Genomic DNA, 22,580 nt, shown 5'->3' on the forward strand with positions numbered 1-22,580 from the left:
TTAGCAGTTGCCGAGCTTAGGCACGGATGCTTCGACAACGCATTCGACTCGCGCACCTTTAGTATTACTAACCGGACAGTCGATGATTCGCTGCTAGACAGGTGCGACAAAACCGCACAAATTTAGAGCTTCCAACGCTCATATCAAGTATTGCGGTACGAGAGTATCGTTTGTTCGTAAACACTAGCCCTCGACATGGCCGCCCAGTTCGGCGGTCCAGCATAGCTCGATCGCGCTCATCGTGCGGTGCTCGACGCGCCCGAGATGGCCGTCATGGGCCTGTCGATACGCCTCGCCATGGCGGCGGAAGATATCCGCCACCTCCAGTCTCGCCGGCATGGGCGGGACCGGATCAGACCGGCGGCACGACCTCGACGTTCAGCCGGTCGAGCGGGCTCGTTGTGCGCCGGATTAGGCCATTCGAGACCCTGGTGTAGCGCGCCGTGCTCGACAGGTTGTTATGGCCGAGCAGAACCTGGATGATGCGGATGTCGGTGCCGTTCTCCAGAAGATGCGTGGCGAAGCTGTGCCTGAGCGTGTGGACCGTCACCCGCTTGTCGATGCCGGCGGCCGCACGCGCCGAGCGACAGGCCGAATATAACACCTGCACATCGATAGGGCGATCGGCGCCGCGCCCGGGAAACAGCCAGTCCTGCGGCTTCGCCAGCCGCCAGTAGACCCGCAGGATGCGCAGAAGCTGCGCCGACGGCATCACGGTGCGGTCCTTGCCGCCCTTGCCGTGCTCAACCCGAATGACGCCGCGTCCGCTGTCGATGTCGCCGACCTTTAAGCCGACGGTCTCCGAGGCTCGAAGGCGAGCAGCGTAAGCTGCCGTCAGGGCCGTGCGCGCCTTCAGGCTCGGGACCGCTTCCAGGAACCTGACCACCTCGTCGGCGCTCAACACCACTGGCAGCGTGCGTGGCGAGCGGGCGTAGGCAATGCTCTCCGGGATCTCGGCATGGCCCAACGTCACACCGTAGAAGAACCGCAGTGCGCACACCCAGCGATCCTACGTGCATGCGGTGGCGAAGTTTTCGCGCTACTTTGGCCGCTCCCCTGACCGGCTTGGCCTAGAGGACGTGCGCGCCTTCCAGGTGCATCTGGTCTCAACGGGGATTTCGTGGCCGGCGCTGAACCAGACGGTGGCCGGCGACAGATTGCGGATCGTCATATCCTCGATCATGCGCCGGCGAAGAGGGCTCAACTCGACCATCTCATTGCTCCTGTTCTCGAGATTGCGCTTCAACAGCCGCAATCCTTCAAAACAGAAGCGTCACCTGCAAACCGATCCGCCAAATGCCGCGTTAGCGGCTTCATTCAATCCCGAAATCTCAACGAGCCTTAGGCAAAACGCTTGGGTCCCACAATCCGGGTCGTGCTGCTGTTGTCATAGGAGTAGATGGTCGGTGGCTGGAGCCGACGGCTGATGTATGGCCCGCTGTTCGTGTTGGAGGTCTCACCGTCGCTGACGACGGTTTCGGGGCGATAGCTGAAGTTGAAAATACTGGGGCCACGATAGGACTCCGAGGCGTCATGGAAGCTGCGTTCAGAGCCGGAGATCGAGCGCGTGCTGGATCGGGATTTGATTTCGGTCCCTTCGAAGCTCCGGCCTGACATTGTCGTGGGTGTCGGAGAACCTGCCTTCCCTGGTTTGACGGTCTTCTTCCTTGTTCGTGCGCGATTGAATTTGTTCCAACTGTTGTCAGCTCAAAGATGAGCGAGAAACCAATCCGTTGCCGACCTCGAAGCTGTCTCGAATTCGGCAAGGTATGGATCGAAATGGCCGCCTTTGAGCATCACAAGCCGCTTGGGCTCAAGTGCATTCGCGTAGGCCCTTAGAGCTAGATCCGTGACCGCTATGTGGTCTCGCTGTGCCACGACCATCAGAAGCGGCGTCGGAGACACTCGGGCGATCCAGTCGCCAGGAGAATACATGCGCGCCCATCGGGTGGATCGCACTGTTACCTTGTTCTCCCACACGCCTGGAGGGATCGGCCTCAGATAAAAGGACACAGCGTCGGCTGCCTGGTAGGAGGACTGCTTGTCCCTTTCCTCACTGACAATCGCTTGGGTCATCGGCGCATCGCCGCGAAGTTGCGCACGATCGTCAGCCGCAAAAACAGCTTCGAGATCTTCCACTTTTTCAGGTGGTACGCGACGCATACCGCTGGCGTAGCCGTCGATGGTAGGAGCTTGAGAAACGACCGCCTTGAGCCGTCGATCGGTTGCGGCAAGCACAATAGCATGGCCGCCAGCGAAGCTGGTACCCCAAACTCCGACGCGGTTTTCGTTCACCTCCGACCGATCCTGCAACCATGAAATCACGCGGCGCCAATCCCCGATCTGCTGCCACGGATTAACATCCTGCCGCGGTTCTCCTCCACTCTCGCCGAAGTTGCGATGATCATGGAGCAACACGACGAAACCAGCCTTGGCAAATGCCTCCGCGAACGGCTCGATGCCATGATATTTCGTGCCGGCATAACCATGAGCCATAGTTATCGCAGGCAATGGACCGCCTAAGTGCCTGGGCGTAAATAGCCAAGCCGAAAGCTCGACGCCGTCTTCGGCAGTGATGTGCACGTCTTCCTTGCTGAACATGACGATGTCCTTCCAAATGGGGCGGTCGTCGACCCCCTACAGTGAGGCAGATTGAATCGGACACCTGATCGTGGAGCCGGGTCGTGGCGGTGGACCTATCCGCCATAAAAGGACCGCGCAGCGTTCCGCCAGATTGATCCTCTTGTCTCATGCTCATCCGGGCACAACTCCAAGCGTCTGCCTCCTTATGTTGCCTTCGACTTCTTGCATGTCGCGAACGCGTGGTGGCCAACTCACCACCATCCGCCGCCTGTTGCCGGTGCGCGGCTCAGAAGAACTCGACTGACAACCAGGATCCAAAGGAGAAGCAGGAGCGGAGAAACCAGCCGCGAATACGCTCCGTCAGGAGCCCAGATGCCGTCGCTCAGCCAAGTGGTGCCACCGAGCACGCCGAGTACGACAACTGCCACACCTGCTGCGAAGAGGGCGCTGGAGATCAGGCCGGCACGCCAAAGGCCGAAGGCTCCTGACATGATCAGCATTGCTCGCGGAAAAGACGTCAACACGCCGAGAGTCCAGGCGAAAGCGTTCAGGCCGCTGACGAGCGAATGATCCTGTGAGCCGCCGAGCCTGTAGGCAAGTGCAGCGGCAACCGCTGTCTGGAGCAGCAACAATGCGCCAAGCATCGCACTGGCCGCAGTCGCGGCTGCGCCCCAACCATCTTGTCCTCTGTCGGCCAAAGTCGCACGCAAAGCCGCCGCGAACCATAGAAGATTGAGAACCGCCAGGCCTGACAACATCGCTGCGACCAAGATCTTGGTGCGATGACCATCGTAGAAGGCGACAAGCACATCATCAGAGGCGCTGATCGGCGGCTGAGACCCAACAATAACGTAAGCGATTACAAAGAGACCGGCGGCCTGAATGCCGCTTGTGCGCCAGAAGCGCTGCCAGAACGCAGGGGTGGCATACACGCTGGTGGACGGCGCCATTGATGTTGCAGACGTGCTCATGATTGTCTCCTAGAGTTTCCAATACGGCGGCGAGATCGTCAGTCTTCCAAGCTGCCAATCAGGCCCGCCAAATCCATTTCAGCGCTACGGGTTTGGAATCCGCTGCCGAACGCCGCCTTGAACCGCCTCTGACTTTCAGGGGTGCGGGCTGCCTCACCGAAGAGGTCGGAGTCCCGGCGAAAATCGTCAGCAGTAGCAAGCGCAATCGCGTTGACGCGATCCTTGACCGTCGCGAGGCCACTAGCCGGGAATTTCGCAATTCGATGGGCGAGCTTTTGGACGAAGTCTTTAAGCTCGCTGGCTGGCAGCGCGCGGTTGATCCACCCATATCGCTCGGCAAGCTCCGCGTTAAAGTCCTCCGCGCCTAACATGACCTCGAGCGCTCGGCCCCGGCCCATCAGCCTCACAAGGTGTTGGATGCCGCCGGCGCCGGGAGGTGCGCCAAAGGCAGGTTCGGGCTGCGCGAAGATTGCTGAGTCAAGGGCAGCAAATCTCATATCGCAAGCGAGGACAAACTCACTTCCGGCAGCTCGGACACGGCCCTCGATCTGAGCAATGGTAACCAGCCGACTTGCACTCAAATGCCGGAACATAAGCGCGAGCGATGCTTCACCCGTCAGCTTCGCCGCTTCCTCTCGATACTGTTGGATCAGGGTGACATCGACATGTGGAATGAAATAATCCGGGTCCGCGCTTCTGAAGACGATTACCTTGAGGCCCCTGTCAGCCTCGGCCTGCTGAATGAAAAAGACCAGGTCGCGAACCATTGCCGGCCCCAGAAGATTCATCGGCGGCGCAGCGATATCCACGAACAGAACGGAACTTTCCCGATGAACTCCAAGTGTCTCAAAAGACTCGATGCTTGGTGGCGCGGCAAATCCGTAACTTGACGCCGTGTTGGCGGGTCCTCGGCTATCGCGATCAACGGTGTTGGTCATTGCGCAGCTCGTCGCCAAAAGCGCTGTGCCGCCGCAGCTGCGGCGGCAGCGGCGGCCGGGCGGGACAACGCTCCCTATGCCAAGAAGTAACTTGCAGCGACGCGCTCATGATTGTCTCGCCCGAAAATGCGTTGGCCGTGAAATGTCGGCGAGGGGTAATCTGGTGGCTTGGCATAGCGCCGGCAATTGCACGTAGGTATCGGTTCAATTGTGGACACGAGTCCGGCATCGCACTCCTTACTTATCGAACCACCGACGATGCTTCCGGTCGGCCTATCAGATAGCGTAACGAAAGGCTTCTCGCCCGACCGATCGAGAGAGTTGCAAAAGATGAAGCCGAGAAAATCGGCGCTTAGCTTTCACGACGGTTTGCGAAAAACGACAAGCTTGGCCTTAAGCGTCTGAACGACATCTCCGCGCTGGTTCAGAGTACGGCTTACGACGGTAACGATGCTGCGATCAGGCTTGGAACGCGATGGTGTGATTTCGACCACTTCGCTCTCCACATGAAGGACGTCGCCGGCTCGTGTCGGATTTGGCCAGTTGATCTCTCCCCCGGCACCGATAATGCCACTGGCAAACGGCAGGCCACCCTCGACATTCAGGCGCATTGTAATGGCGGCAGTGTGCCATCCGCTTGCCGCCAGGCTTTTGAAGAAAGTCCCGGCAGCGGCTTCTGTGTCCGTGTGAAAGGGTTGCGGATCAAATTGAACCGCGAAAGCCTTGATCTGAGCTTCGTCGATCTTATGTGCTGCGCTCGCAAATGTCTGCCCGACATAGAGATCATCGAGAAATAGCTGGTCCGCAGGTACAGACATTTTACTCATCGCTTTCTCCAAGTCACTTGGCTTTGGAAAGATTGGTCGCAGTCGAGGACAGTTATCCGAACGTGAAGTCGTAGACCTCCACGCCAGGGCCAAAGAATTTGATTTCGAACTGCCGGTCAACAACTGGTGTCGGTTGGCGCACCAACTGATACAGGCGTAGCTCTGAGATTGTACCGTCTCCGTTTTCGTCGACATCCAGCCCGTGCGCTGCGCCTGGCGGCTTACCGTCGATGAGAATGCGAAATTTCACGGAAGTCCCCTTGGCTGGGAGACCCATTACGAGATGAAGATCGCGTGCATGGAACCGGTACGTGACACTTCCACCGGCTTCATCAAGGACGACGTTTTCCTTTCTTCCAGTCCAACGGCCGTCCAGAGCCCACTCGTTCAAGCCCAATTGCGAAGGGACTTTGTAGGCGGTGGGACGATCTCTCACCATCCCTTGGGGGGAGGCAAAGCTGTGAGTGAACTCATATCCGGTATAGGTCTCAGGCGAGTTGAGTTCGGTCCAATCGGCGGCTGCTTCGAACCCTCTGGCTTTCACGAAAGCCGGTTCTGGATCGATGTTGCTGCCACCATTCTCCGATAGCATTTTGCGCAGAATTGGCTCCGCGCGCTCGTAAGAGCGTTCTCCTGCCAGCCGGTATTTCACCCTCCCCTCCGAATCGATGAGGTACAAGGTCGGCCAAAGCTGGTTGCCGAAGGCCCGCCAGACGGCCTCGTCATTGTCCGTCAGGACGGGATAATCAATATGCATCTCCTTGACGGCCTGGCGAACATTGTCGAGGTCTCTTTCAAACGAGAACTCCGGCGTATGAATGCCGATCACAATCAGGCCTTGGCTCCGATACTTCTCGTGCCACGCCTGAAGATAGGGAAGAGTACGCCGCCAGTTGATGCAGGTGTAGGTCCAGAAATCGACAAGAACCACCTTGCCTCGGAGCTGTGACACCGTCAACGGCTGCGAATTGATCCAAGTGGTCGGGCCGCCAATCGATCCCAGTTCGAACTTTTCGGAAATCGGAGTGACAGGGGAGCCGGTTCTCGGGCTTTCCGTTGGATTCCAGGGTCCTAAGTCTCCAGCAATGCAGGCACCCGCCACGCCGGCTGCCGCGGCAAGCAAAACAGCAAGTATCAGCTTTCCTGTTCTCATAGATATCGCCCAATGGGGGTTCGGTCAGTTCGACATGGATTGCACCGGCGGGCGGCGGACCGGGTTCAGTGACCCGGTCCGCCCTGGGAGGAGAACGGGTCGCGGATACCCGTTCGCTCGATCCTCATGCCGTTTCGGCCGCCGCCGACGCCTAATCTGGCGAGCGAGCCCCTCAGGCTTGGCGACCCTCAGGTCGGAAGGACCTTACCGGCCTGCTCGCTGACGATGTATTCGGCGTACCAGTCAGGCCAGTTCTGATCATATTGGCCTCCGGCCCGCTTTTCGTGCTCACCGTGGGCAACCGATGCCCGTCTCAGCGCACCGGCGATGTCCGCGACGGAAGCGAAGCTCGTAACGTCAGTGTCAATCCTGCCGGGAAGCCGAGCCGTGATCTCCTGCAGAATCCATTCGTTGCCGTCCGGATCGCTAAACTTAGCAAATGACGAATAGCTGTGATGCTCCGGGTCCGGACCGTCGACTGGGGGCGTCCCAGGACCAGCGGTATGGAAGATGTCGCTCACCTCTGCGCCACGGCTGATGAGTTCGGCGCGTGCTGCCTTGATGTCGGCTACGACGAGATAAATCCCCTTGGCGGAGCCGGGAACGGCGCTCGTAACTCCAATTCCGAAATGGATCGAGGCAGGCGAGCCTGGCGGCGTGAATTGCACGACCCGGAATTTTTCGCCGACCGGAAAATCCGCATCGAGCCTCCAACCCAGACCGCTGTAAAATTGCTTCGAGCGCTCAACGTCCTTAACGGAGATCACGAGGACCTCAAGCTTCATGTCCCCTACACGTCGTCCCTGGGTGTCCGTTTCTCGGTTGGTTTGAACAATATCCATATCTGCCTCCAATAGCGCTGCTCCGGCGACGTGCTTGAGGTGTCCTGCGGCGGCCTGGATCGACCTGCGCGACGGCCAACTTCATCACTTGCTCCGATACCAGGTGAATATTGGCGGCAGATCAGATCGAATCTATTGCACGATGGTGTCGGCCATACTTTGGTATCGCCCGAGCTGGGTGCCCGTCGCACGAACCGTCACAAAAAGCCTTCCCTTGGGAGATTCCGTTGGTGGAAGAATACAACCTATACAGCGGGTCTTACCGACCACAGCGCATGCTCGACGGCATTGCCACGACCATAACGAGTTACTGTTCGGCCAAGGAGGCTCTAGCGATCATGTCCAGCTTGGACGAGAGCTACGCCTCATGCGCAGCGGCCGTCACGAAATGGATTTCGGTCGGCACGAAAGGCTCGGCCTGTCCAAGGGTTCATCGCTCACCTGCATCAATGAACGAAAGTGCAGAAAGCCGGCGTCATTTTCAAACGGCTTGGGTGCGACGATAATCAAGAGGTGCTCATTAGGCCGTGTTGGCCCGCTACACTCTATTCCAGGGGCTCCAGGCACTTCAGACGGCAGGGCGCAAATCGCCGAGAACGGTAGGTATCAGTTCCGACACGGTCGGATGAATAGGCACGGCCCATCGCAGAGCTGGGTAGGAGGCCCCGGTGTTCATGGCATCCAGAATCCCGTGGATCGCCTCGTCGCCACTGACGCCCAGGATCGCGGCTCCCAATATCTGCTGTGTGCCAGCGTCGGCCACGATCTTGATGAACCCCTTCGTCTCGCCGCGTTCGACGGCTCTGCCAACCCGGGTCATCGGACGCTTGGAAACGAGCAGAGGTCGCCCGGTCTTGCGCGCTTCACCCTCGGTAAGCCCGACCCGGCCGAGGGGAGGATCGATATAGAGCGCATAGCCTGGGATGCGCTCGCTGACGCGACGGTTTGCTGCGTCGAGGAGATTGGCAGCCACAATTTCAAAATCGTTGTAGGCAGTATGCGTGAAGGCGCCGTGGCCGTTACAGTCTCCGAGAGCCCATATTCCCGGAACCGAGGTCATCAGACCATCATCAACGACGATGTAACCGCGGGCATCGACAGTGACACCTGCCTCCTTTAGACCGAGGTCGTCGGTGTTGGGCCGGCGGCCTACTGCCAGCAGCACGTGGGAGCCCACCGCCTGGGGCTGCCCAGAGGTGCAATCGATACGGACCGCGATCCCGTCCGGGCGTGGCTCGAACGCGATGCAGGTTGCGCTAGTGCGCACATCTATGCCCTCGTCCGCAAGGATCTGCCGAATCGCGTCGGAGATGTCGTCGTCCTCACGCGCTATCAGCCTTGGTCCCTTTTCAATGACGGTGACCTGCGCGCCAAAGCGCCGATACATCTGTGCAAACTCCAAACCGATGTAGCTTCCGCCCACGACGATCAGGTGTTGCGGGACGGCATCGAGTTGGAGGATCGATGTGTTTGTAAGATAATCGACAGCGTCGATACCGGGCATGTCCGGTACGCTGGCACGCCCCCCCACATTGATGAAGATGCGAGGAGCCTGCAGAACGATCTCGCCGACGCGGACGTGATGGGGGCTTGCGAAACGCGCGTGCCCCTGAAACACCGTGAGGCCGCTCATACCGCGCAGCCACGTCTCTACCCCTGTGCGGGCATTCATTGAAACCGCATCCGCTCGAGCCTTCGCCCTTTTCATGTCGATTCGAATGGGAGCGTCGACTGCCACGCCATAATCGCTTCCCCGGCGCGCCAGATGGGCAGCGTAGGCGCTCGCGACGAGCGTTTTGGTCGGCATGCAACCAGTGTTGACGCAGGTTCCGCCGAACAGCTTGCGCTCTATGAGCGCGACCTTCAGCCCAGAGGCTGTCAGCCGCCCGGCCAGCGAGGGACCAGCCTGACCAGCGCCGATGATGATGGCGTCGAAACTATGATCCATGATCCCGCACGCAACTTGCTGTCAGAGTCTATTCGCATCGATGATGGCTTGAGCGAACTCGTGAGGCGCTTCCTGCGGTGCGTTGTGGCCTACACCGCCCGTGAAGATCCGATGGCGGTACTTGCCGGTGAAGCGCCTAGCGTATGCCGACTGATCGGGATGTGGCGCGCCATTGGCATCGCCCTCGATGGTGATGGTCGGCACACTTATGTCGGGCAAGACCGCTATTTTTTTCTCAAGCGCGTCAAACCGTGCTTCGCCTTGTGCCAGCCCCAGCCGCCAGCGGTAGTTGTGAATAGCGACAGCCACATGGTCAGGGTTGTCGAACGCGGCTGCGCTTCGTTCAAAAGTGGCATCATCGAACTTCCAACGCGGCGACGCCAATTCCCAGATCAAACGCGCGAACTCACGCGTGTATTTGGCGTAACCGGCGGCACCCCGTTCTGTGGCGAAGTAGAATTGATACCACCATTGGAGTTCGACCTTAGGTGGCAGGGGTGGCTTGTTGAGCTCCTGGTTGCCAAGGAGATAGCCACTGACCGCGACCAACGCCTCGCAGCGACCGGGCCAAATAGCAGCAATAATATCGGCAGTCCTCGCACCCCAATCATAGCCGCCAAAGATCGCCTTCTCGATCCTCAAGGCATCCATTAAATCAACGATATCGCCGGCTAGCGCCGCCTGCTGTCCGTTGCGCGGCGTTCCTGCGGACAGGAAGCGCGTCGTGCCGTAGCCCCGCAAATAGGGCACGATTACCCGGTAACCGGCCTTGGCCAATATCGGTGCAACGTCGACATAGCTGTAAATGTCGTATGGCCAACCATGCAGCAAGATCACTGGCTGGCCATCTTCAGGTCCATCCTCAGCGTATCCGACATTCAGCACTCCCGCATCGATCTGCTTGAGCGCCCCGAAGGAAGTGTGCACTGGGGAATTGGAAGCCGAGCTCCCGCCGGTCGCTTGGGCGGCGGCCGGCCTTATCATCCGAAGTTGCGTAGCAGCGAGACCCGCCGTCGCCGCCGCGAAGAAGTCGCGACGACTTTGGTTGATTTGAGCCAAGAGACTGAGACCGTTCATCGGTAAGCTCCAACGGTTGGTACGCGCAACAGCCTTGAGGCACTTGCCAGCTAGCGTCCCGCAGCTGCGTCTTCAATAACCCTGGCCACCTCCTTCGCATGTGAGATCATCACCACGTGCGAGGCACCCTTGACCACAACCGTCTCCTTCGCGTGGGCTCTTTCGGCCATGAAGGCCAAAGCTTTTGGCGGGATTGCCGTGTCGTGGTCGCCATAAACGAACCATGTTGGAACGGTCTTCCAGGCTGGTTCAGTCGCTGCGTCCCCGAACGCTATGTCAGTGATGGGTCTCTGCGTTGTCGCCGCAAGCCTCGCCGCGATTTCTGGCAGGTCCGGCGCGAAGGCGTCGCGGAACTTGTCCTGTTGGACGTAGAGGTCATGGCCTCCGCCGGGCAATGGTACCGGCATCAACGCCGGACCGAGCAAACTGCCTGGAAACTTGCCGTCGAGAGCACTGGCACTCTCGCCAGACTCCGGCGCGAAAGCAGCCACATAGACCAGCGCCTTGACATTTGCCTGGTTGTGCGCGGCGTCGCTGATCACCATGCCGCCATAGGAGTGCCCCACCAGAACGACAGGCGTCGTGATGGTGCTGAGAAGACTGCGCACGCTGTCGGCGTCGCTCTTCACGCTTCGCAGTGGGTTGGCAGCCGCAACGACCGTGTAGCCGTCCTTTTCCAGAATGGCGATAACCCGATTCCAGCTTGAGGAGTCGGCGAAGGCGCCGTGCACGAGAACCACGGTCGGTTTGGCCGGCTCCGTCGTTGCCGCGGAAGCCGGAGTCGCCAACAAGCTGACGAACATCAAAAAAGCTGAAAACATCTTCATTGGTGGAACCCCTTTCGAATTTGTCGCGAAGTTGCTCGCGCAGCTCTAGGCCGGCTTGCGCAAAGACTGGAATGACGCACGCATCTCCTGACAGAAAAAGTCCGTCTGTTCCCAAGCCGCGAAGTGGCCACCCTTGGGGGCTTTGTTGAAGTGAATTAGCTTCGGATATGCCTTTTCGGCCCAACTCCTCGGAGCTGTATAGATTTCATCGGGATAGGCTGTCACAGCGACCGGAATTTGGATCCCGCGCACATCGAAAAACCCACCCGTCGGATGATGCGCATTGTCCCAGTAAAGCCTGGCTGACGAGATCGCCGTGTTGGTCAGCCAATAGAGGGTAACATTGTCCAGCACGTCATCCTTCGATAAGCCCTCCTTCTGGCCGGCAAAGGCCCGGGCGATCATCTTCTGGCTACTGTCGTCATGATCGATCATCCATGCGGCGAGGCCAATGGGCGAATCCGCGATGGCGTATAGTGTCTGCGGGCGGTTGTTCATTTCGATCGCATAGCCCAGGCCGTTCTTGTTGAAGAAGTCGAGCTGGTTCCATGCTCGAAGCTCCTCGGCAATGAGATTGGCAGGCGGCGCCCCCTCCGCCAGCGACTTATTGATTTCGGCCGGGACCGCCGCCGGCATGTTGGTATGGATGCCGAGCAGCCCGGGCGGTTGCTGCAGGGCCATATGCTCCGTGACGGCGTTACCCCAGTCGCCTCCTTGGGCAACATATTCTTTGTACCCAAGCCGCTGCATCAGAACTGCCCACGCCTTTGCGATGCGAGGTGGATTCCAGCCGACTGCGCTTGGCTTGCCCGAGAAGCCGTAGCCCGGCAGAGATGGGATAACGAGATGGAAAGCGTCGGCAGCGGTGGCGCCATGAGCGGTGGGATCGGTCAATGGACCGATGATCTTGAGTTGCTCGATAATCGAGCCAGGCCAGCCGTGTGTCACGATCATTGGCAAGGCGTTTTCGTGCTTCGACCGCACGTGGATGAAGTGAATATCGAGCCCATCGATTTCCGTGACAAAATTGGGCACTGCATTCAGCCGAGCCTCGACTTTGCGCCAATCGTGATGGGTCGCCCAATGCTCGGCCAACTGTCGCATCGTCGCGAGCTGCACCCCCTGAGTGGTGTCCGATACCTGCTCCTTGTCGGGCCACTTCGTAGCCTTAATGCGCTGGCGCAGATCTGCCAGATCAGACTGGGGGAAGCTGATCTTGAATGGCTTGATGGTGTCGCTGGAGGCTGCACGCAACGCTCCGGGCAGCAGACTTACAACACCGCCCGCGGCGGCAGCGACAAGGAGTTGACGACGAGTGGCTGACAGCTTCGACATAGTTACCTCCGATCTCGGTCCGGTGAAAAGTTCCAAGCGAAGATCATCGGGAAAGGTGATGAAATCTATTACACCTAGGTGTCGCCAATACTTTAGGATTGGTGCGGGACCGCAGGAACTTGCCGATGGCTCGGCACGGCAAAGCTGCGATCGGTGACCGCGGTCGCTCAATCGAAGGGGTTTCGCGGGAGGCGAAAGCAATCCAAAAAAACGATGAGTGGCGGGCCGCGCCCGCCACTCATCTATCGGCAAACTAGCTCAATTGCCCCAGGGGCCGCGGTTGAAGTCTGGCCAGGACTGGTCGGCCTCTGCTTCACTGCGTGCCTCCGACATGATCTTGGTTCTACTCGAAGCATGTCGGCCGATCGACCCGGTGAGCGTCAGGTCGGTAAGGGCCGTATCACTTGCAACGGCAGTGCCGTAGTGATCGCTACCGGCGACAGCGGGACTGGAAGCAAGGAGGACCAAGGTGAGTAGTGGGATCTTGGTCATTTCCAATCAATGTCCCCAGATGCCCTGGCCAGGCTCCGGATCGAACAGCGGCCTGACAGGCTTACGGCCAGTGTGTACGATCGAAGCCGTGAAGGTATGGTCGATGCTGGTGCTCAGAGACGATGTCGGCTGGTAGACAAAGTCGGATCCATAGTGATCACTGCCGGCGAAGGCGGCACCGCCGGAGATGAGAAGGGCTGCAGCAGCCACCAGAGATATTTTCGTCATTTCAAGTACTCCTTTTCGGTTTGTTTCTGCCCATCAAGACGACGCGTGCCCGGGAGGATGCGCGCGTCTCGGATAACGCCTAGATGGATGGGACGTAGATAACTTGTTATTATACGAAGGTGTTGCGGCAACAAAATACGTGCAGCAATCGGCAATGCGGCGGATACCATTGTTAAAACGTATCTTCATGGCATCATTACTCTGTTTTATTTCATGCGCTTAGTGTGATTGAGTCCGGTAAGCGCACTGCTCAGAGATTGAAGAGATGTCTGACACGCGCAGTCAGAATTCCGCCATGCTCCGTAGCAGGGCCGCGTTTAACCTCGGACAGTTCCGCCGTTGCGCGGGAGATAGAAAGCGATGGGGATACCATCGTTCAATGGATCTGCGTCGATCTCAACCAGATGTAAGCACCGTATTCCGTTGATAGACACGGCAGGAGATAAGCTATGAAACTCTGGATTTTGATCACGCGGACCGTCTCGAACTTCCGCGAGTTTTTTTCCTCTCGCTACCATCCGGAACTTCACTACATGCGCGGGCCTGGACCAGCCTTCGCAAGGCGGGCAGTGATGGTGGAATCGCGGCGTGTGCTGCCAATCCTGCGTACTCCCGCCGATAGTCCTCTAGCAAAACAATGGCCCCGATCCTTCGATCAGGCGTAATTGCGGAGGAGAATCGCACGCTGCTTCCATCGAGGTTGCGCAGTTCAGTCCCGCGTAGCGTCTAGCCAACGACAATCTGCTTGAAGCGCTCGGACCATCCGTGACAGGTGACAATCCTTGCTGCTGGGCTGTCTTTTATTGTGCTGTCGTCGCCGGATGCCTTTTGCAGATCACCCTTGTGAGCCCTTACTCACGACGTTGACCAGCCGACAGCCACGCCGCTGTCGGCTGATCCACTTTTAACAAAGTTCGATGCTCAGCGCTCTCAACCGCCGCAGAAATCTAGCGGCGCCGACACCTTCTCGAAAAATCTAAAACAGGCGAAAGACTTCATCTATCCATCGTCATGAGGGCGTGAACGAGAATTCCGCATAAACGCGCAGGGGATGTCGAGGGCATTTGGGCAGCTTTGCGCCCGACGGAGCGGTACACCACGGTTACGACGCTTGACGTTGGCGGAGCATGAAGCGCCAAGGCCCTCCTCGGTGGTTCACGGTTCGCAATGGGAAGCTTCATCTTGGTGACGGAAGTGGGCCTGCGGTCGGAGTCCTCGTCGATCAACCAGATGCCGCTGCGACTGCCCCCCAGTAGTGGAAAACGAAGGAAACAGATTCCGCTCCTCGTGGTTAGGCCACCTCCGGCAAAAAGCCGAACAGTTCGCATCGTGCAATCTGCGCGCCTCCGGCCCGAGACCGCATTCTGGCGACCTAAGGTTGGTTGGGTCACGGTTTCGCCAAACTAGCGATCTGGCAAGGCAGTCCTAGTGACCAATCCCGAGCTTGGCGGCAATATTGACAAGGTCGGCCAATGAGCCGGCGATCATCTTGCGCATAACCCGACCCCGGTGAGCCTTTACGGTGATCTCGCTGATCCCAAGTTCGAAGGCGACCTGCTTGTTCAACAGGCCGGTGACCACAAGCGCCATAACTTCCTGCTCACGCCGACTGAGCGAGGCGTAGTGGTCACGTAACGACTGCATCTCTGTCCTGACAGCAAGCGCCACTCGACTCCGCTCGAGCGCCTGCTCGATTGCAGTCAGCAGAACCTCGTCGGAGAACGGCTTTGTTAGAAATTCGACGGCACCTGCCTTCATTGCCCGCACAGTTATCGGCACGTCGCCATAGCCGCTCAGAAAAATGATCGGCATGTCCGCGCGCTCCGGGGACACCAATTTCTGCAAATCGAGACCGTTAAGATTGGGCAGGTTAACGTCGAGGATCAGACAATTCGGGACTGTCGGCCGCGGCTGCCCTAGAAACTCCTCCGCGGAACCGCAGATCCTTGGCTCCCAACCTGCGGAGCGGACCACCAGATCGAGAGATTCACGAACAGAAATATCGTCGTCGACGACGAACACCACAGGCGTCTCTCGTAGCATTGATGGCACCCCCCCTTCATCTCTCGTGGTCCCCGAATGCATTGCAACCGTCCTCCCAATACTCGGTTGCACCGAGCGCTGATACAGCCTAACGCAGCGCTAAGTTCAACGCGTCCCTGAGCTCTGTGTCGCTAAAAGGCTTGAATAGGCATTCCACCGCGCCCAGCCTCATGAGACTTGGACGAACAGTGTTATCTTTCTTAGCGGTAATGAAGACAATGGGGATAAATCGACCAAGGCGCACCAGCTCCTGCGCCAGTTGCGGTCCTGTCATGCCGGGCATGCCGACGTCGAGAAGCAGACATCCGGTGTTGCCAACACTATCGGAAGCCAAAAACTCTTGCGCCGAGGAGAAGACCTTCACACGATAGCCGAGCTCGTTGATGAGGTCAGGCAATGACTCGCGCATGGACTCGTCGTCATCGACAACAGACACGAGTGGATGCCTAGCGCTCATGAAATCTCCGATGCACTTCTCGTATTTCCGCTGCAGGCGCGTACGTGGCATCAATCCAGGAACACCTCGCAAACGAGGGAATTCGTGTTCTTCGCGGGTTCGAAGACCTTCCGAACAAGGTGAAAGTCTCCAAGATACTGCCCATCAAAGTTGAGGAAATTGAAATGCCTTTGTCGGCCGGTTGAGTATCGAGCAGACGGCAAAAGGTCAGCGACCATTCAGTTTCTCTAAATGCCCGCTGCACGCTGTCGGGTTGGTCGGCCAGCTTGCCGCACAGGCCGACGAAGGAGTGCACGTGCGACCGAATACCGCCCGTGTCGCCACTGAAATCGCTCACCATTGCCGTCCTTTCAGGTGCACACGCGAGAAGGATGCGCTGATCCTCAGGCTGCGTCTATTATTCCTTGGTGTCACTTTTTCCGTCCCCTTTTGCGGCGTCCGCACCGGAGCGATACAAAGGCATCGCACATACTTTCGTGCAATGGATTCGTGCCGCGTCATGGTTGATCTATTCAGCAAATCCAATCGCAAGAAGTAGAGGACGACGTTATGACCGCCACATCAACCTTATCGAGTGCTTTGCGTACCGGGATTTCTGTGCGCCCTTCCGCAACGAAGGTCCCTGTGCATTCACGGCGTTCAAGCACATTAGTGTTGGCCCCAACGCCAATACTGTATGAGCAAGGCAACATAAAAGAGGTGCGCGCAAGCGACGGCGAGGCTGTTGAGGTGACAGGAACCACAATCGTTCATGCACCCCTCGATGATATCGACCTGGTCAAATGGTTTTACGGGTCCGCCGAACGCGACAGACGTCTCGTCCTCGATGCTTCCTCCGAACCGATCATGGCCCCTGACGATAAGCGAATGTCGATACAGGTCGAACTTATCGGCGGAAAATTGATGACGCAGTACTATGTCGAGACAATCGCTAAGAAAAACACCCTGATATTGGAATCGTATTCGAATGTAATCGCGCCCCGAGGAGAGCGCGCTTCCATGCACATTCGATGGGAATTGAGCGTGGCAGAACTCGATGATGGGACGTCAAAACTCACCAATCATGTCCAATCACGAGCTTCGCAGGCATTTGTAACCTTTCTCGAGAGGCAGGGGATCGGAATTGAAGCTTTTCGTTCGCAGCGTCTTCCCGCGCCCGAACTCGGCGCCTTGGCAACAAGCATTGGTCACGCTGCGGTCGGTTATTAAGAAAATCGCTGCGGTTGGCGAACTGCATCGATGAAGCATGCGATGCGGCCCTCAGCAGCGGCTCGGGCGGCCAGCACGATGTAAACTGGCCTGCCTGGTACGTCGACTTCATCGTCGCGGAGCAGGCTGGCAAACAGCTTCCTAAATGAAAGCGTCAGAACTTCTCGCGGGCCGAATGCGCAATACCTGGGTAATCGTGCAGGAGCCACCCTATCTCGATGACCTTGCCGCGGGTTAGCGGTTTGCCACGGCAAGTGCTCGATTCTTTCTAAATCAAGCAGTTCGCCGCCGAATACGATCCGCAGCCCTTTCATCACGGTGAGAAGGCTGCGGAAACACCCTCTTGCACGGTCTCGCAGCCAGTGGCTGGCGAGTGGTGGCCATAACAAAGCGGCTTATCGTGGGCAGCGGGCTTGCGATCGCGGGTGGCACATTAGGGCGGGACCGGAGATATCGTGGCCCAGGCCCACGCGCCGCGCGGCGACGTGCTACAGAAGGTCGGGCAGATTGTCGACATCCGGCCGTCGAGGTCTAAGCCTCACTGCGGCCATGCTCACACTGAAGATCGAGACGATCAACCAAAGGCATGAGGTCGTTCTGACGCTGGTTATGGTCAGCTCGTCATCCGGCGAGCGCCAAATTCAAGCTAGGTACTGTACGTCCGCTGACGTCCATAGCTGACCGGCTGCGGCAGGGGAGTCCGATGCCTCCTCGGCTTTCGAAAATGGATGTTCGGTTGCAACTCATTCGCAATCGAGTGGGTTTCGCGGTAGGTTTGCGGGGCATCGGCTATCTCCCCAACGGCGAGCGGCCAACGGACTACTGGCATTTCCTCGGCAACGCGATACGATTTGATCTGGGCGGGCAGAAGCCGCAGGTGCTTGGCGCTGGTGGGTGACATCGGACCAAACTCAATCCGTGTCCGCCGGGAGTTGGAACTATGCTGCCCAATTCGCTTGATGGCGGGTACTCAGGTGTCGACTCCCGGGCTCTGTGGGACGACGGCGAGTGCACGTTTCGGCGTGGTTGGCGGTCGGATGAGAGCGGAAAAAAGCGCGCTGTGCTGTTTGTCGAGCCCGCCGCCGACCATCCATCCCGGAAGTGCCTTGATCGCCTTGTCCATGAATACGACCTGAGGGGCGAACTCGACAGTACGTGGGCGGCGAGGCCGTTGGAACTCGTCCGCAATGCTGGCCGGACTATTCTGATACTCGAGGATGAGGGCGGCGAACCGCTTAGCGGTCAGGTCGGCGCTCCTATGGATACAGGACACTTCTTGCGCCTCGCAGTCGCCGCCGCGTGCGCTATCGGTAAGCTTCATCACCAGGGGATCGTCCATAAAGATATCAAGCCGGCCAATATCCTGGAACTTTGCTGTCCTGCCTCACGTCGCCGAGAGAGACGCCTATTGGGTCGAGAAGAAGGGCGCGGCAGGTCAACGATCGCGGGCGCGCGAATACGAAGTGATCGAAATGCCGAAAAACACCGCGACTGGCTTCGTCACCGCCTTCTTTGCCGTTGTTACCGGCTTTGCCATGATCTGGCACATCTGGTGGATGGCTGCCCTCGGCATCTTCGGTGCATTCGTGACATTCCTCGTCTTCGCATTTCGCGAGAAGGCGGAGTTCCAGATGCTGACCGAGACGGTTGCTCGGTTCGATCGCGCTCCCCTAACGGAGGTCGTCCCATGAGCGTCGCCGTCGCCGTTTATGACGCCGTGCAGGAGGCATCTGCTCCTGCCAGCGAAGCCGGCCCCGCTCCCAAGCGGATTGTGGTTGCCTACGGTTTTTGGATTTTTCTTCTGAGCGACGTCGTCATGTTCTCGGCGTTATTTGCTGGCTACGCGGTCCTCGTTCGCGCCATTGCGGGCGGGCCGGCGGGCATCCAGTTGTTCAGTCAAAGCAGTGTCGCGCTTGAAACTGCCTGCCTTCTCGCTTCCAGCTATACGTGCGGACTGATGTCGCTGGCCGTCGGCTCGGAACGTCGCTCAGTGACCTATTTGGCGGCCTTCGCCACATTCGTGCTTGGGGCCGCGTTCCTTGGGCTGGAGATTCGCGAGTTCGCCGACATGGTCGCCCGCGGCGCCACGCCGCAGCGCAGTGCCTTCCTGTCCGCGTTCTTCACCCTTGTCGGTTGCCACGGCCTGCATGTCACCGCCGGCCTGATCTGGCTGGCGGTGATGATGGCGCAGGTGGCAGTCAAAGGCTTCCGCGCCACCGTGCAGCGTCGGTTGCAGTGCTTCGCCCTGTTCTGGCACGCTCTCGACATAATTTGGATCGGGGTGTTCACGGTCGTTTATCTGATGGGAGTCACACCATGACGGAAACCCGCCACGATCGCGCGCCGGGAGACGCGTCGGCTCCGAGTGAGCCATCCAGTGTGCTTGTCTACACGACCGGATTGCTTCTGGCCGTGGGGCTGACCGCCACATCGTTCTGGGTCGCCAACACTTCGCTGCTGTGGGGCCCAGGCGTAGCCCTGGGCCTTGCCGTTCTCGCCATCGCCCAGATGGGGGTTCACCTGGTTTTCTTCCTCCACATCACGACCGGCCCGGACAACACCAACAACGTTCTGGCGCTCGCGTTCGGCATTCTCATCGTCTTCCTCGTGATTGCTGGATCGCTTTGGATCATGACGAACCTCAACGATAATATGATGCTGTCGCCCGAGCTAATGGATTTGCACATGCAGCATTGATCCGGAATTTGAGCGCACCTCGTCGATGCGTTCTATCCACCACTGCTGCCTCACGAAACAAAATGATCGACCAGAACGCGTGTCAGGAACCATCGCCCTGAGCGAGCGACGAAACGACGGTCCCCGATACCTTAGCTCAATTGACCGCTCTTGGGGCCATTACCACTCTCAAGGCAGCCAAACTCAAGGAGCCCAACATGAGCACTCTCGCAGCAACCAAGGAAGTTTCAACTGGGGCCACCTCTGCGCCCCGCGTCGACTTTAAGTTGGAAGTCGTCATCGTCCCTGTTTCCGACATCGACCGTGCCAAGGCCTTCTATACCGGCCTCGGCTGGAGACTCGACGCCGACTTCGTCAACGGTGATGCGTTTCGGGTCGTGCAGTTCACGCCGCCCGGTTCGCTGGGTTCGATCCACTTCGGCAAGGGCCTCACCGCGGCCGCGCCAGGATCGCAAAATCTGTATCTCGTCGTATCCGACATCGAGGCCGCACGCGCCATGCTCATAGCGCGCGGCGCCGATGTAAGTGAAGTGTTCCACCGGGCCGCGGTGGGCGGCCCCGCCATTGCGGGCGTCGATCCGGAGCGCCGCACCTACAACTCGTTCGCCACCTTCCGCGATCCGGACGGCAACAGCTGGCTGCTCCAGGAGGTCACCACCCGGCTGCCCGGACGTGTGGACTCGGGCGACACAACCTACGGCTCGGCAGACGAACTCGAGGCCGCGCTCTTGCGCGCGGCGACCGCCCATGGCGAGCACGAGAAGCGCGACGGCGGCCGCCACAACGTGAACTGGCCGGCATGGTACGCCGAGTACATGGTCGCCGAGCGGGCCGGCACGCCGCTGCCGCGATAGGATTTCCGGCGTCGGCACGAGCGATCCGCTCGCCTGCCTGCCGGCTGCTCGAACGACAAGTATTGGCGACGATCTGGTCGGCGGCATCGGCCGGCAGAATCGCGTCGATGAACATCCGTTTGAAAGCGTGCGCCGGGAATGGCGCGCGCTTTTGTCATGCCTTGCCGTCGTGCCGATTCCTCAAGCCGGCAGCTCATTGCCCGAACCGATCCGAAAGTATTGCCGATACCAACGTGTAATGGATTTGCCTCGGCCGACGGTCGATTTGTGTAACGCATCGTAACGCACCGACCGAAGAGGAGCACGTCATGTCACCCATTTCGCTATCGCCCACCCGGCGCGAAGTTCTCGCCGCCACCGCCGCCGCCGGGGTCATCAGCCTGCTGCCTCAGGCACTGCATGCGGCGACTGACGCGGAGGCGATCCGCCCGTTCACTTTCAGCTTTCCGGACGAGGACCTGGCCGATCTCCGCCAGCGCGTCGCCGCAACCCGCTGGCCGAAATCGGAAACGGTAACGGACGCGAGCCAGGGCGTGCAGTTGTCGACGATACAGAAACTCGCGCGGTATTGGGCGACGGACTACGACTGGAAAAGGTGCGAAGCGCAACTGAAGGCTCTGCCTCACTTTGTGACCGAGATCGACGGGCTTGATATCCACTTCATCCACGTCCGTTCGAAGCATGAAAATGCGCTGCCGCTCATCGTCACGCATGGCTGGCCGGGCTCGATCATCGAGCAGCTGAAAATCATCGATCCCCTGACCAATCCGACCGCGCATGGCGCGAGCGCATCGGACGCGTTCGACATCGTGGTTCCGTCGCTGCCGGGCTACGGATTCTCAGGCAAGCCAACCGTTACAGGTTGGGACACACCGCGCATTGCACGCGCCTGGGTCACGCTGATGAAGCGGCTCGGCTATACCAATTTCGTGGCCGCTGGCGGCGACGTGGGTGCGCAGGTCGGCGACGAATTGGGCGTGCAGGCACCTTCCGGATTGCTTGGCGTTCACTCGAACATGCCGGGGACCCTTCCTGCCGATATCTCCAAGGCACTCAATCTTCACGAGCCGGCGCCCGCCGGGCTCTCCGCCGACGAGCAGAATGCGTGGAACCAACTCGAGCTCTTCTACAAGAAGGGGTTGGGCTACGCCAACGAGATGTCACTTCGTCCCCAGACGCTATACGCGCTCGAGGATTCGCCGGTTGGCCTGGCGGCCTGGATCCTCGATCACGATGCGGGCAGCTACGCGATGATTGCGCGCTCGATCGACAGACAACCCGAAGGCCTCACCCCTGACGACGTTCTCGACAACATCACATTCTACTGGTTGACCAAGACGGCGGTGTCGTCGGCGCGGCTCTATTGGGACGCCAGCGCCACGGCGAAGAAGGGCTTTTTCGACGTCAAGGGCGTGAACACCATCCCATTCGCGGTGAGCGCGTTTCCGGACGAAATCTATACTGCCCCAAAGAGCTGGGCGGAGAAGGCCTACCCCAAGCTCATTCACTACAACAAGCTTCCCAAAGGCACGCACTTCGCTGCCTGGGAACAGCCGAAATTCTATTCAGAGGAAGTTCGCGCAAGTTTCCGGCAGCTGCGGTCAGCCTGATATGCCCGGAGCGGGGCACGATTGTTCCGCTCTCCTCCGGCTCCAGCTTGCCACTGTCTGCTGTCGTCGCCCCCTAGCTGATGGATTTGCACATGAAGCACGGGGCTAGGCTCGCCCGCAGTTCTGTAAAACTCAGGAGATCGACCGACCAGATGTCTACGTTGCTTGAGGACAAGGTGCTCTCGTAAGGCAGAGTTGCCCTCAGGCGAGAGGCGTGCAAGCGGAGATTTCCATTGGCCTCACACGTTCCGGGATCGAGGTGGCGGTCCACGGCCCAAATGACCGTTCATAGCAAGGCAAGTATACCATGATTAACTCTTCGGCTGCGCTTTGCGCGGCGATCTGCCTGCACGCAACCGGACGCAAGCGCTCAATGATTGGAGAGTCGTCTGCATGGAGCTGACGGCTGCTTCTTGTCGGCCGATAGGCCGCGGATGGCGTCTTCGATCTTGTAGAGCTCGGCGATCCGTCTTAGCGCCTCGCTGGCGA

The 22,580-nt window shown here is 59.0% G+C and carries 21 protein-coding genes and 2 pseudogenes; 7 read left to right on the plus strand and 16 right to left on the minus strand.

What is annotated here, in order from left to right; translation table 11 throughout:
- Nucleotides 1-189: 189 nt before the first annotated feature.
- Both FJ930_RS23525 and FJ930_RS23530 read right to left on the minus strand, forming a co-directional pair.
- A pseudogene (locus FJ930_RS23525) lies at nt 190-339 on the minus strand (IS91 family transposase); the annotation flags it as partial.
- 13 nt (nt 340-352) lie between these two features.
- The gene (locus FJ930_RS23530; protein ID WP_141840304.1) at nt 353-1,000 is read right to left on the minus strand and encodes a tyrosine-type recombinase/integrase; all 648 of its coding nucleotides are present in this window, start codon (nt 998-1,000) and stop codon (nt 353-355) included.
- A gap of 13 nt (nt 1,001-1,013) precedes the next feature.
- Between FJ930_RS23530 and FJ930_RS30845 the strand changes: the two are divergent.
- A pseudogene (locus tag FJ930_RS30845) lies at nt 1,014-1,145 on the plus strand (integrase); the annotation flags it as partial.
- A 562-nt stretch (nt 1,146-1,707) separates the two neighbouring features.
- On the opposite strand, the gene FJ930_RS23545 reads toward FJ930_RS30845, so the two are convergent.
- From FJ930_RS23545 to FJ930_RS23615, 13 genes are all read right to left on the minus strand, one after another.
- A complete protein-coding gene (locus tag FJ930_RS23545) occupies nt 1,708-2,601 on the minus strand; it encodes an alpha/beta hydrolase (RefSeq protein ID WP_141840305.1) in 894 nt (297 codons plus the stop codon).
- Between the two features lie 233 nt (nt 2,602-2,834).
- On the minus strand, nt 2,835-3,554 hold the full coding sequence (locus FJ930_RS23550; protein WP_141840306.1) for a hypothetical protein: 720 nt from the start codon (nt 3,552-3,554) through the stop codon (nt 2,835-2,837).
- 38 nt (nt 3,555-3,592) lie between these two features.
- On the minus strand, nt 3,593-4,492 hold the full coding sequence (locus FJ930_RS23555) for an enoyl-CoA hydratase/isomerase family protein (protein ID WP_141840307.1): 900 nt from the start codon (nt 4,490-4,492) through the stop codon (nt 3,593-3,595).
- A 359-nt stretch (nt 4,493-4,851) separates the two neighbouring features.
- The gene (locus FJ930_RS23560; RefSeq protein WP_141840326.1) at nt 4,852-5,310 is read right to left on the minus strand and encodes a MaoC family dehydratase; all 459 of its coding nucleotides are present in this window, start codon (nt 5,308-5,310) and stop codon (nt 4,852-4,854) included.
- Between the two features lie 61 nt (nt 5,311-5,371).
- Entirely contained in the window at nt 5,372-6,472 is a 1,101-nt protein-coding gene (locus FJ930_RS23565) for a redoxin family protein (RefSeq protein WP_141840308.1), read from the minus strand.
- 188 nt (nt 6,473-6,660) lie between these two features.
- Entirely contained in the window at nt 6,661-7,314 is a 654-nt protein-coding gene (locus tag FJ930_RS23570; RefSeq protein WP_141840309.1) for a VOC family protein, read from the minus strand.
- Nucleotides 7,315-7,882: 568 nt separating this feature from the next.
- Nucleotides 7,883-9,262, minus strand: coding sequence for an FAD-containing oxidoreductase (locus FJ930_RS23575; protein WP_141840310.1), 1,380 nt, complete (start codon nt 9,260-9,262; stop codon nt 7,883-7,885).
- Between the two features lie 21 nt (nt 9,263-9,283).
- Nucleotides 9,284-10,339 carry an alpha/beta hydrolase gene (locus FJ930_RS23580; RefSeq protein WP_141840311.1) on the minus strand — a complete coding sequence of 352 codons (1,056 nt, stop codon included), beginning with the start codon at nt 10,337-10,339 and terminating at the stop codon, nt 9,284-9,286.
- Nucleotides 10,340-10,389: 50 nt separating this feature from the next.
- The gene (locus FJ930_RS23585) at nt 10,390-11,142 is read right to left on the minus strand and encodes an alpha/beta hydrolase (RefSeq protein WP_210245375.1); all 753 of its coding nucleotides are present in this window, start codon (nt 11,140-11,142) and stop codon (nt 10,390-10,392) included.
- 69 nt (nt 11,143-11,211) lie between these two features.
- A complete protein-coding gene (locus FJ930_RS23590; protein WP_141840313.1) occupies nt 11,212-12,501 on the minus strand; it encodes an epoxide hydrolase family protein in 1,290 nt (429 codons plus the stop codon).
- A gap of 498 nt (nt 12,502-12,999) precedes the next feature.
- The gene (locus tag FJ930_RS23600; protein WP_141840315.1) at nt 13,000-13,221 is read right to left on the minus strand and encodes a DUF680 domain-containing protein; all 222 of its coding nucleotides are present in this window, start codon (nt 13,219-13,221) and stop codon (nt 13,000-13,002) included.
- A gap of 1,425 nt (nt 13,222-14,646) precedes the next feature.
- Nucleotides 14,647-15,264 carry a response regulator gene (locus FJ930_RS23610; protein WP_141840317.1) on the minus strand — a complete coding sequence of 206 codons (618 nt, stop codon included), beginning with the start codon at nt 15,262-15,264 and terminating at the stop codon, nt 14,647-14,649.
- 88 nt (nt 15,265-15,352) lie between these two features.
- Nucleotides 15,353-15,721, minus strand: coding sequence for a response regulator (locus FJ930_RS23615; RefSeq protein WP_141840318.1), 369 nt, complete (start codon nt 15,719-15,721; stop codon nt 15,353-15,355).
- A 549-nt stretch (nt 15,722-16,270) separates the two neighbouring features.
- Between FJ930_RS23615 and FJ930_RS23620 the strand changes: the two genes are divergently transcribed.
- On the plus strand, nt 16,271-16,930 hold the full coding sequence (locus tag FJ930_RS23620) for a hypothetical protein (RefSeq protein ID WP_141840319.1): 660 nt from the start codon (nt 16,271-16,273) through the stop codon (nt 16,928-16,930).
- A 970-nt stretch (nt 16,931-17,900) separates the two neighbouring features.
- On the opposite strand, the gene FJ930_RS23630 is transcribed toward FJ930_RS23620, so the two are convergent.
- The gene (locus FJ930_RS23630) at nt 17,901-18,269 is read right to left on the minus strand and encodes a hypothetical protein (RefSeq protein WP_141840320.1); all 369 of its coding nucleotides are present in this window, start codon (nt 18,267-18,269) and stop codon (nt 17,901-17,903) included.
- 133 nt (nt 18,270-18,402) lie between these two features.
- On the opposite strand from FJ930_RS23630, the gene FJ930_RS23635 reads away from it, so the two are divergent.
- From FJ930_RS23635 to FJ930_RS23655, 5 genes are all read left to right on the plus strand, one after another.
- Entirely contained in the window at nt 18,403-18,621 is a 219-nt protein-coding gene (locus FJ930_RS23635; protein ID WP_141840321.1) for a hypothetical protein, read from the plus strand.
- The gene (gene cyoC, locus FJ930_RS23640; protein WP_141840322.1) at nt 18,618-19,250 is read left to right on the plus strand and encodes a cytochrome o ubiquinol oxidase subunit III; all 633 of its coding nucleotides are present in this window, start codon (nt 18,618-18,620) and stop codon (nt 19,248-19,250) included. The genes FJ930_RS23635 and cyoC overlap by 4 nt, the downstream gene beginning before the upstream one ends.
- The gene (gene cyoD, locus FJ930_RS23645) at nt 19,247-19,627 is read left to right on the plus strand and encodes a cytochrome o ubiquinol oxidase subunit IV (RefSeq protein WP_141840323.1); all 381 of its coding nucleotides are present in this window, start codon (nt 19,247-19,249) and stop codon (nt 19,625-19,627) included. The genes cyoC and cyoD overlap by 4 nt, the downstream gene beginning before the upstream one ends.
- 197 nt (nt 19,628-19,824) lie before the next feature.
- Entirely contained in the window at nt 19,825-20,481 is a 657-nt protein-coding gene (locus tag FJ930_RS23650; protein ID WP_141840324.1) for a VOC family protein, read from the plus strand.
- 308 nt (nt 20,482-20,789) lie between these two features.
- Nucleotides 20,790-22,091 (plus strand): epoxide hydrolase family protein, encoded by a 1,302-nt coding sequence (locus FJ930_RS23655; RefSeq protein ID WP_141840325.1) that lies wholly within the window; start codon nt 20,790-20,792, stop codon nt 22,089-22,091.
- Nucleotides 22,092-22,580 lie beyond the last annotated feature (489 nt).

The organism is Mesorhizobium sp. B2-4-15 (genome assembly GCF_006658505.1).
Taxonomy (GTDB): Bacteria; Pseudomonadota; Alphaproteobacteria; order Rhizobiales; family Rhizobiaceae; genus Mesorhizobium.